At 25.7% G+C, this 10,496-nt stretch carries 10 protein-coding genes and 1 tRNA gene; 5 read left to right on the forward strand and 6 right to left on the reverse strand.

The window, feature by feature from the left end; translation table 11 throughout:
• Nucleotides 1-22: 22 nt before the first annotated feature.
• The 3 genes from ilvC to XW81_RS02800 form a co-directional block, all read right to left on the reverse strand.
• Entirely contained in the window at nt 23-1,492 is a 1,470-nt protein-coding gene (ilvC, locus tag XW81_RS02790) for a ketol-acid reductoisomerase (protein WP_075474443.1), read from the reverse strand.
• An 86-nt stretch (nt 1,493-1,578) separates the two neighbouring features.
• Complete coding sequence (gene ilvD, locus XW81_RS02795) at nt 1,579-3,420, reverse strand: dihydroxy-acid dehydratase (protein WP_075474413.1); 1,842 nt, start codon at nt 3,418-3,420, stop codon at nt 1,579-1,581.
• A 324-nt stretch (nt 3,421-3,744) separates the two neighbouring features.
• A tRNA-Trp gene (locus XW81_RS02800) sits at nt 3,745-3,817 on the reverse strand.
• A 254-nt stretch (nt 3,818-4,071) separates the two neighbouring features.
• On the opposite strand from XW81_RS02800, the gene XW81_RS02805 reads away from it, so the two are divergent.
• The 5 genes from XW81_RS02805 to fdx all read left to right on the forward strand — a co-directional run bounded on the left by XW81_RS02805 (nt 4,072) and on the right by fdx (nt 8,333).
• The gene (locus XW81_RS02805) at nt 4,072-5,286 is read left to right on the forward strand and encodes an IscS subfamily cysteine desulfurase (RefSeq protein ID WP_075474414.1); all 1,215 of its coding nucleotides are present in this window, start codon (nt 4,072-4,074) and stop codon (nt 5,284-5,286) included.
• Between the two features lie 29 nt (nt 5,287-5,315).
• The gene (gene iscU, locus XW81_RS02810; RefSeq protein ID WP_075474415.1) at nt 5,316-5,696 is read left to right on the forward strand and encodes a Fe-S cluster assembly scaffold IscU; all 381 of its coding nucleotides are present in this window, start codon (nt 5,316-5,318) and stop codon (nt 5,694-5,696) included.
• Nucleotides 5,697-5,794: 98 nt separating this feature from the next.
• Complete coding sequence (gene hscB / locus XW81_RS02815) at nt 5,795-6,286, forward strand: Fe-S protein assembly co-chaperone HscB (protein ID WP_075474416.1); 492 nt, start codon at nt 5,795-5,797, stop codon at nt 6,284-6,286.
• A 37-nt stretch (nt 6,287-6,323) separates the two neighbouring features.
• Entirely contained in the window at nt 6,324-7,832 is a 1,509-nt protein-coding gene (hscA, locus tag XW81_RS02820) for a Fe-S protein assembly chaperone HscA (RefSeq protein WP_075474417.1), read from the forward strand.
• A 174-nt stretch (nt 7,833-8,006) separates the two neighbouring features.
• Nucleotides 8,007-8,333: an ISC system 2Fe-2S type ferredoxin gene (gene fdx / locus XW81_RS02825; RefSeq protein ID WP_075474418.1), complete on the forward strand. Its 327-nt coding sequence runs from the start codon at nt 8,007-8,009 to the stop codon at nt 8,331-8,333.
• Nucleotides 8,334-8,458: 125 nt separating this feature from the next.
• Here the strand turns inward: fdx and der are convergent, their stop codons facing one another.
• From der to XW81_RS02835, 3 genes are read right to left on the reverse strand one after another with little or no spacing between them, the layout of a single operon-like run.
• Nucleotides 8,459-9,586 carry a ribosome biogenesis GTPase Der gene (gene der, locus XW81_RS02830; RefSeq protein ID WP_228860882.1) on the reverse strand — a complete coding sequence of 376 codons (1,128 nt, stop codon included), beginning with the start codon at nt 9,584-9,586 and terminating at the stop codon, nt 8,459-8,461.
• 32 nt (nt 9,587-9,618) lie between these two features.
• Nucleotides 9,619-9,834 (reverse strand): GTPase, encoded by a 216-nt coding sequence (locus XW81_RS02860; RefSeq protein ID WP_082252578.1) that lies wholly within the window; start codon nt 9,832-9,834, stop codon nt 9,619-9,621.
• A 52-nt stretch (nt 9,835-9,886) separates the two neighbouring features.
• Complete coding sequence (locus tag XW81_RS02835; protein WP_075474419.1) at nt 9,887-10,453, reverse strand: YfgM family protein; 567 nt, start codon at nt 10,451-10,453, stop codon at nt 9,887-9,889.
• Between the last annotated feature and the right edge of the window lie 43 nt (nt 10,454-10,496).

Consider the following 10,496-nt stretch of genomic DNA (forward strand, 5'->3'; position numbering starts at 1 on the left):
ATATATAATATTAATTATATAATTATGATAATTTAATTGGCTTCATGTCAACCATATATTTTCTTAATTTTTTTCCAATAATCTCTACTGGATGATTTTCAATATCATGATTAATTTTATTTAAGGTAACATTATCAAATTGTAAATCTGATATTTTTTCACCAAGATCACCTGGACACAACTCATTCATAAATTCTTTTAATAAAGGTATTGCGGATTGGGAAAATAAATAACTTCCATATTCAGCAGTATCTGATATTACTAAATTCATTTCATAAAGACGTTTTCGAGCAATAGTATTAGCTATTAAAGGTAATTCATGAAGAGATTCATAGTATGCAGATTCTTCTTTTATACCAGTTTCTACCATAATTTCAAAAGATAGTTCAATACCTGCTTTTAATATTGCAACCATTAATAATCCTTGATCAAAATATTCTTGTTCCGATATTTCCTTATGACAAATTTTACATTTTTCAAAATCAGTTTTTTTAATTTGTGTTCTCCATTCTTTTAACTTTTTATCGTCGCTATTCCAATCATCTATCATATTTTTAGAAAATTCACCGGATATAATATCATCCATATGTTTTCTAAATAACGATGAAAACATAACTTTTAATTTTTTTGAAAGAATGTATGCTCTAATTTTCGCAGTGTTAGATAATCTATTCAGCATCAAAGTAATTCCACCATGTTTTACTGATTCAGTAATAGATTCCCATCCTAACTGAATTAATTTACCAGCATAATTTGGATCTTTTCCTTGTGAAACAAGTTGATCATAACATACCAAAGAACTAGTTTGCAGCATTCCACATAAAATAGTTTGTTCACCCATTAAATCTGATTTAACTTCTGCAATAAAAGAAGAATGTAAAACACCTGCACGATGACTACCAAGAGAATAAGCCCAAGCCTTTGCAATTTCGAATCCAATTTTTTTTGGATCATTTTCCATATGAACAGCAATTAAAGAAGGTACACCAAAACCTTTTTTATACTCTTCTCGCACTTCTGTTCCCGGACATTTTGGAGCTACCATAATTACTGTTATATCATTTCGTATTTTTTGTCCTATTTCGACAATATGAAAACCATGCGAAAAACCAAGAACAGAATTTTCCTTCATAAATTTTTGCAATAATGTTACTACTTCTTTATGTTGTTTATCAGGAGTTAAATTTATAACTAAATCTGCTGTAGGAATAATGTTTTCATATGTATCTACAAAAAAATTATTTTTAGTAGCATTTTCCCAAGACTTATTTTTATTTAAAATAGAACTACCACGTAATGCATAAGAAACATGAAGACCTGAATCACGCATATTTAAGCCCTGATTCAAACCTTGTGAACCGCAACCTACGATGACAATATTCTTTCTTTTTAAAATGTCACACTTTTTAGAAAAAAAATTCTTTTCTACCAATTTACATTTTCGTAAATTAATTAACTTTTGACGAAAGTTAAGTGAGTTAAAATAATTCATCATACGTGTTCCTTCATTTAATTAATTTTTTTATATTTTACAAGTACGGAAATTTTTTATTCTTAAAAAGCATAAGATATACAACTTTAATACTGAATTTTTCTTACTGCTCCTTTATCAGCACTAGTTGCAAATAGTGCATACATTTTTAATGCAGAAGAAACAAAACGCTTTCGAAATTGAGGGGTATATGAAGATTTTCCTCTTTGAATCTCATTATGCATCCTATTTAAGAATTCATCATTCGTAATATCTAAATTTATAGTTCGATTAGGAATGTTAATATTAATTACATCATTATTACGAATTAAAGCAATATTTCCTTTATTAGCTGCTTCAGGAGAAATATGTCCTATAGATAATCCTGAAGTACCTCCAGAAAATCGACCATCTGTTATTAAAGCACAATGCTCATCTAAATTCATTGATTTCAAGTATGTAGTAGGATACAACATTTCTTGCATTCCAGGTCCTCCTTTTGGGCCTTCATAACGTATTACAACTACATGACCTTTTTTAACTTTGTTTTCTAAAATGGATTTTAATGCTTCTTCTTGACTTTCGAAAACTATTGCAAGCCCTTCAAATATTAAATTGCCTTTTTTAACACCAGCAGTTTTTACAACACAACCATTTTTTGCAATATTTCCATATAATATTGCTAGCCCTCCATCGTAACTAAATGCATTTTCATAGGAACGAATGCATCCTTTTTTTCGATCTTTATCTAAAGATTTCCATCTATAAGATTGTGTAAATGGGATACTTGTCTTATTTCCAAGAGGACCAGCATGAAACATTTCAATTACATCTTGATTTTTTGTCTTTAAAATATCATATTTATTAAGAACTACGTCTAAACTTAATCCAAGTATATTTTTAACATTATTATTTAATAAAGAAACTCGATTAAGTTCCGCAAGCAAACCTATAACTCCTCCAGCTCTGTGAAAATCTTCCATATGATATACATCGCTATTTGGAGCTATTTTACAAAGATTAGGTATTTTTCGAGACAAAAGATCGATGTCCGACATCTTAAAATCCACTTGGCCTTCTTGAGCCATTGCTAACAAATGTAAAATAGTATTAGTTGATCCACCCATAGAAATATCTAAAGACATGGCGTTTAAAAAAGATTCTCTTGAAGCTATAGATCGAGGTAAAAATGATGTATTATTGTTTTCATAATATTCTTTAGTAATTTTAACTATTAATTTTCCCGAATCAATGAATAATTTTTTTCTATCTATATGAGTAGCTAATAATGTACCATTTCCTGGCAACGATAAACCTAATGCTTCAGTAAGACAATTCATAGAATTTGCAGTAAATAAACCAGAACATGATCCGCAAGTAGGACATGCAGAATTTTCAATTCGACTTGCTAACGCATCAGAGTAATTCGGATTCGCACCATAAACAATTGCGTCTACTAAGTTTATTTTTATTTCTTTTCCATCTACAACAATCCTCCCTGATTCCATAGGACCACCAGATACAAAAACACATGGAATATTTAAACGTAAAGCAGCCATTAACATTCCTGGTGTTATTTTATCGCAATTTGAAATGCAAATCATAGCATCAGCACAATGTGCATTAATCATATATTCTATAGAATCTGCTATCAACTCACGAGATGGAAGAGAATACAACATTCCAGAATGACCCATAGCAATACCATCATCTATAGCAATAGTATTAAATTCTTTAGCCACTCCTCCTTCTAATTTAATTATACTAGAAACAAGTGTTCCTAATTCTTTTAAATGAATGTGACCAGGCACAAATTCAGTAAAAGAATTAACGACTGCAATGATTGGTTTATTAAAATCTGAATCTGTCATTCCAGTAGCTTTCCATAATGCTCTTGCTCCTGCCATATTACGTCCTTGAGTAGTCGTTGAAGAACGATATTTTGGCATTTTTTCTCCTTAAAAATAATTCACAATGCATCTTAAAAGAAAAATATTATTTTAAGTCAAAGTTATATAAAAGAACATTCTTACTACAAAGAAAGGATACATAAAAAATAAAAATTTATGTAATAATTTTTAAAAAAAATAACTAATTAACACTATTTTTTTTAAATTTTTGAAACTATCAGAGGTAATGCTAAAGTAGCATATTAAAACAAAAAAATAACAAAAATTTTAACTAACTTCTATTTTGAAAAAAAAATTCATCTATGGTTATATACTAAGAAATAAATTTTAATTTTTTTTGAACAGAATTTTAATTATTAATTTCAGGGGTGAAGGGAGTCGAACCCCTAACATTCGGTTTTGGAGACCGATGCTCTACCAATTGAACTACACCCCTTTTTTCAATTTTATTGAAAATTTTTGTTATAATAAGAATTGAACATTTTTTTAAGAATACTACTAAATATCATTCAAGTCTAGTATTAACTATATACATAAATTAATATTTATTAATGCTGAATACATTAAATATTCACTTTGTTGTTAAAAAATTTTGTTTATAAAACATGTTTAATAGATTACTAAAAAATAATTTTTAATACAAAATAACAATAAACAAAAAATTATATTTAAAATAACAGGAAAAACAAAATGAAATTGCCTATTTATTTAGATTATGCAGCAACTACACCAATGGAACCATTAGTAATAAAAAATATGATAAAATTTTTAACTTTAGACGGTACATTTGGAAATCCAGCTTCTCGTTCCCATCAATTCGGATGGAAAGCAGAAGAATCTGTTGATATAGCAAGAAATCAAATTGCTGAACTTATAAATGCAGATTCTAGAGAAATTGTTTTTACCTCAGGAGCTACTGAATCTAATAATTTGGCAATTAAAGGCATATCTGAATTTTATAAAAAAAAAGGAAACCACATCATAACTAGCAAAACAGAACATAAAGCAGTATTAGATACTTGTAGATACTTAGAAAGCAAAGGAGTTCGTATAACATATCTTAATCCATCAAAAAATGGCATAATTAATTTAAAACAATTTAAACAACATATCTGTGAAAAAACTATACTTGTTTCTATTATGCATGTCAATAATGAAACTGGAGTAATACAAGACGTTAAAGAAATATCTAAAATTTGTATAAAAAACAATATTCTATTTCATGTTGATGCAACTCAAAGTGTAGGAAAATTACATATTGACCTTAACAAAATAAAAATAGATCTGATGTCTTTTTCTGCACATAAAATTTATGGTCCAAAAGGCATTGGAGTATTATATGTTCGACGTAAACCCCGTGTAAGATTATCTGCTCAGATACATGGAGGAGGTCATGAAAGAGGAATGAGATCAGGAACGTTACCAGTACATCAAATTGTAGGAATGGGAATAGCATGCAAGCTTGCTAAAAAGAATATTGATCATGATTACGCATATTTAAAAGATTTACGAAATTATTTATGGGAAGGTTTAAAAGATATTGATGAAGTATATTTAAATAGTAATCTTAAATACGGAGCACCACATATATTAAATGTAAGTTTCAATTACATAGAAGGTGAATCTTTAATTATGGCATTAAAAGATATAGCTGTATCTTCAGGTTCAGCTTGTACATCAGCAAGTTTAGAACCTTCATATGTACTTCGAGCTTTAGGATTAAAAGATGAATTAGCTCACAGTTCAATACGTTTTTCAATAGGACGATTTACTACTAAATCAGAAATAAGCTATACAATTAAAACTGTACACAAAGCTATTGATCGATTAAGAAATTTATCTCCATTATGGGAAATGTTTCAGTCTGGAGTTGATTTAAACACTGTTAATTGGACCAACGATTAATATTTCATCATTTAAAAAAAGGAAAAAAAATGACATATAGTAAAAAAGTAATAGATCATTATGAAAATCCTCGTAATGTAGGTTCATTTTCAAACTCTGATATTAATGTGGGAAGTGGTTTAGTAGGAGCTCCAGCATGCGGAGATGTAATGAAATTGCAAATAAAAGTTAACAAAGATGAAATTATAGAAGATGCTTGTTTCAAAACATATGGATGTGGATCAGCAATAGCTTCAAGCTCTCTAGTAACAGAATGGATTATAGGAAAATCATTATCAGAAGCTGAAAGTATCAAAAATACAAATATAGCAGAAGAACTTGATCTACCTCCAGTAAAAATACATTGTTCCATTTTAGCAGAAGATGCAATTAAAGCAGCAATCTCTAATTATAGAAATAAAAATAAATAAAATAAATGACTAACATGTCGAAAAAGACTTGAAATTTCTTCGACATGTTAAAAGGCATTAATTAATTTTAATAAAAATAATATTGAGATGAAAAAAATATGAATTATTTTAAATTATTTAATTTACCACAAACATTTAAAGTTGATGTTAAAAAGTTAGTATCTCAATTTTATAAATTACAAAAAAAATATCATCCTGACATGCATTTTCATCATCTTGAAGATAAAGACAAACATTATTTTCAAAAATCAATCAATATTAACAAAGGATATCATGTACTCATAAATCCATTAAAACGAGCTAAATATTTATTATCATTAAACTCCTTTAATTTTAATAAAGAAAAAAAAACGTTACTTAATAAGAAATTTCTTAATGAACAGTTAGAACTATATGAAATATTAGATACACTAAAAAAAAATGCTCAAAAAAAAACAGAATTATATTATTTTTTAAATGATATTAAACAAAAGAAAAATTATTGCTTAATAGAATTAGAACTAATGCTTAATAAAAAACAATGGAAATTAGCAGCAACTATACTATGTAAACTATTATTTTATGAAAAATTAAAATATAAAGACAATTAAAAAACATATGAAAGTTAAGAATTCTGCGGAAGAGAATATGATTATAATAGAAAAAACAAATCAAAATTTAAACATAGGTAAAAATAGTACTATATCGTTTGGAATTGATTTTGGAACAACTTATTCTTTAATAGCTACTACCATATCTCAAAATGTTTTTATTATTTCCGATAATAAAAATCGTGCCCTTTTACCTTCGGTAGTTAATTACAGCAATTTTTCTAAGCCTATTGTCGGATGGAATGCAAAAAAATTAATTACAAGTGATCCTATTAATACAATTACTTCAGTAAAACGATTAATTGGACGTTCTTTAAAAGAAATTAAAGAGTTATTTCCTAACTTGCCTTATAATTTTAAGAGCAATAAAGACAATACTATTTCGTTTATTATAAATAATTCCTTAATTAGTACTTCAGAAATATCTAGCAAAATTTTAAATGAATTAAAAAATCGAGTGATGTCTGTATATAAACAGGAAATAAGCGGAGTAGTAATAACTGTTCCAGCACATTTTAATGATATACAAAGACAAGAAATTAAAAAGTCAGCACAATTAATTAATTTAAATGTTTTACGTCTTTTAAATGAACCAACCGCAGCTGCTATTGCTTACGGATTACATTTAAAGAAAAAAGGTATTTTTGTAATATATGACTTAGGAGGAGGAACTTTTGATGTTTCTATACTTAATCTAAGCAAAAACGTTTTTGAAGTTTTATCTACTTCTGGGAGTACAAACTTGGGAGGAGACGATATTGATTATTTATTGTCGAATTATATAAATAGCAAAGTACTGTCATTAAATTCAAAAAACATATCTACTCAAATAGGTTTGTTGGACCTTGCCAAAAAAATAAAAATAAAATTAAGTTCTGAGTACTATGTAAAAACTGTATTTAAATCATATAGTTTTTGCATTACTAGAATGGAATTTAATAATATAATTAAACCTATTATTTTAAAAACATTGAAAATTTGTAAAAATGCGTTACAAGATGCGAAGGTTTCAATTGAAAACATTGATCATGTTATTTTAGTAGGAGGTTCTACTTACATTCCAATAATACAAAATGACGTTATGAAATATTTTAAAAAATTACCTTTGCATTCTATTAATCCAGATCAAGTTGTTGCTGTAGGAGCTTCTATTCAAGCGGACATGTTAACTAAAAAAAATAAAAAAAACAATATAATACTATTAGATGTAGTACCTTTATCATTAGGAATTGAAATAATAGGTAATATAGTTGAAAAAGTTATATTTAGAAATACCAAAATTCCTATTGCACAGACAAGAGAATTTACGACATTTAAAGATAATCAAAAATCTATATTAATTCATGTATTGCAAGGTGAAGAAACGTTAGTTAAAAATTGTAAATCTTTATCAAAATTTATATTAAAAGATATTCCTCAAAAATTAGCTGGAAAAATAATTGTTCTAGTAACATTTCAAATAGATGTTGATGGTTTACTGTCAATTACAGCTAAAATAAAATCAACAAAAATCGAAAAAAATATATGTATAAATTTTAAAAATTAACTAAAATTATTAAAATAGTTGATAAATTTAATTAGATATAAAATTTAATTATATTAAAAAATTAATTAAATACTTTGAAATTATTTAAATTTAGGATTTGAAAATTTTAAAAATGCATTCAAATAACTACAAAGAATTAATATTTAAAAAAATCCAAAAAGAGTATATTTTATTATGCCAAAAATTAAATTTTTACCGCACAAATTATTATTGCCTAAAGGTGGAACATTTTATGCAAAAGAAGGAGAAACAATTTTAAATGTTGCATTGAGAAATAATATAAATATTGAACATGCTTGTAATAAATCATGTATATGTACTACATGTCATTGTTTTATAGAAAAAGGATATTATTCTTTATCTCCTTGTGAAGAAAAAGAAGAAGATATTCTCGATAAAGCATGGGGGATTCAAATAAATAGTCGTTTAAGCTGTCAGGCAAAAATAAAAAATCAAGATATAGAAGTTAAAATTCCTATGTATACAATAAATCAATTTTAACATTATAAATAATAGAATATATATTTATATAGCATTTATAACTTTCAAAATATATCTTATTGACATATTTAAAAAAATATATAACGTTAAAAATTAATGCAATATTTAATATTTTCTTTAAATACTCATTTTAAAAAAGGATTCTTGCTGTTTTTGAAATAAAAATGTATAGGATTTCCAACTATTTTTAATGACTTTATAAAAAAATTAGATAAATATTTTTTATAAGTATTAGAAATATAATTGAGTTTGTTGCCATGTATAATAATAGTTAATGGATTTTTGCGTCCCAAATGAGCATATTTTAATTTTATTCTATTTCCTTGAACAATAGGAAGTTGATGGTTTTCTACAGCTAACTTCATAATTCTTGTTAGTTCTGAGGTATTAAGATCCTTTGTAGAATGTTTGAAAATTTTATTAATTGACAAAAATATTTTATTAATATTTAATAAATTAATTGCAGAAATGAAATGAATATCTCCAATGTTTATTTTGCTAAACCTTTTTGATTGAATAAAAATTTTTTTTTCTAATTGGGATATTTTATCGCATTTATTAAATACTATTATTATTCCACAACCACTATCTATGACATAATTTAAAAGAGTTAAGTCCTGATCTGATAAAGATTTTGTAATATCTATCATTAATATAACGACATTAGCTGATTTTATAGAGCTAAACGTTTTTTTTACTGAAAATTTTTCAATATAATTGTCAATTTTATTCTTTTTTCTTATACCGGCAGTATCAATAAAAATATAATTACTTTTTTTATAAGTTACTATGTTCCAAATACTATCTCGAGTAGTTCCTGGTTGTTTATCAGTAATCATTTTGTACGTATTCAGTATACTGTTTATTAAAGTTGATTTTCCTGCGTTTGGTTTTCCAATGACAGCAACTTTAATACAATTTGCATTGTTAATTAATCGTATTTTTTTTCCTTCTTGTTCAAGAGAATCATTCCACGTTTTTTCTCTTTTATTAAAATTTGAATAGCAAACAGTTAATAAATTCGAAAAATATTTTGTAATTAATGTATGTATTCCAATTCCATTAGTAGCTGAAATTGCATGAATATTTTGAAAACCTAATTCATAAAAATCTATTTTAACTAAATCAGCATTCAAACCGTCAATTTTATTAACTAAAACTAATATGTTTTTTTTGTATTTTCTAATTCTTTTTGCAATATTTAAATCTTCACTAACAATCCCTTCGCGAGCACTAACTAAAAAACATATCAAATCAGATTCTTCGATAGCAATAAAAACTTGTTCTAAAATTTTTTTGTCAATGTTTTTTTTTTACTGCTTATTCCAGAAGTATCTGAAATAATAATCTTTTTATTTTCGATTCTTAGACATCCATATTTTCGATCTCTAGTTAATTCTGGAATATTTGATACTAACGCATTTTTGGAACATGTTAATTTATTAAATAGAGTTGATTTTCCAACGTTAGATCTTCCGATTAATGTTACTAAAGGAAACATAAAATCACCTTTTAAAGGTTAAAAATTATAATCAAAATAGTACTTTTAAACACTACATATTATTTATTTTCATATTTATAATGTCTCTCAATTGCACTTTGTCTTGAAAAAATAAACTATTTTTCCATGCTTCATAAGCTTTATTTTTATAACCTAATGCAAAAAATATATCTCCTAAAAGATCATTTTTAGCACTTTTCCAGGAATAATTATAAATGCTATTAATCGTTTTTATTGCTTGTTCTTGATTATTCAATTGAAATTGAATTTTTGCGATATTTAAAGTTATCATATTAAGTATATTAATATCAGAAGTATATAACAAGCTTTTTTTAAGTATTAATAAAGCATTATTTAACATGTTTTTGTTTACATAAATTTTAGCTAATTTTAGAAATTTTAAGGAATCATCAGTATTATTCTTGTTAATAGCAAGAAATTTAACAGTTTCATTTATTGAGTTTCGATTATTAACATTATTCTGAATAGTATTTTTTTCAAAATTCTTTAAATGCAAATCGTTATTGAAATAATTTTTATTTAAATATATTACTATCAATAACAATACGCAAGAAAGTAAAAAAATATTTTTTTTTAATCTTCTTAAAATTTTTTTCATCTCTATTTTCATTTACTTTAAAAATTAATATAAATATTTTGCA

It is taken from the genome of Buchnera aphidicola (Schlechtendalia chinensis) (assembly GCF_001648115.1).
Classification (GTDB): Bacteria; Pseudomonadota; Gammaproteobacteria; order Enterobacterales; family Enterobacteriaceae; genus Buchnera_B; species Buchnera_B aphidicola_N.

Coding starts and splice junctions, on each gene's coding strand:
- ilvD (WP_075474413.1), bottom strand. CDS start 3,420: ATGCCAAAATATCGTTCTTCAACGACTACTCAAGGACGTAATATGGCA.
- XW81_RS02805 (WP_075474414.1), top strand. CDS start 4,072: ATGAAATTGCCTATTTATTTAGATTATGCAGCAACTACACCAATGGAA.
- iscU (WP_075474415.1), top strand. CDS start 5,316: ATGACATATAGTAAAAAAGTAATAGATCATTATGAAAATCCTCGTAAT.
- XW81_RS02835 (WP_075474419.1), bottom strand. CDS start 10,453: ATGAAAAAAATTTTAAGAAGATTAAAAAAAAATATTTTTTTACTTTCT.
- hscB (WP_075474416.1), top strand. CDS start 5,795: ATGAATTATTTTAAATTATTTAATTTACCACAAACATTTAAAGTTGAT.
- hscA (WP_075474417.1), top strand. CDS start 6,324: ATGATTATAATAGAAAAAACAAATCAAAATTTAAACATAGGTAAAAAT.
- fdx (WP_075474418.1), top strand. CDS start 8,007: ATGCCAAAAATTAAATTTTTACCGCACAAATTATTATTGCCTAAAGGT.
- XW81_RS02860 (WP_082252578.1), bottom strand. CDS start 9,834: ATGTTTCCTTTAGTAACATTAATCGGAAGATCTAACGTTGGAAAATCA.
- ilvC (WP_075474443.1), bottom strand. CDS start 1,492: ATGAATTATTTTAACTCACTTAACTTTCGTCAAAAGTTAATTAATTTA.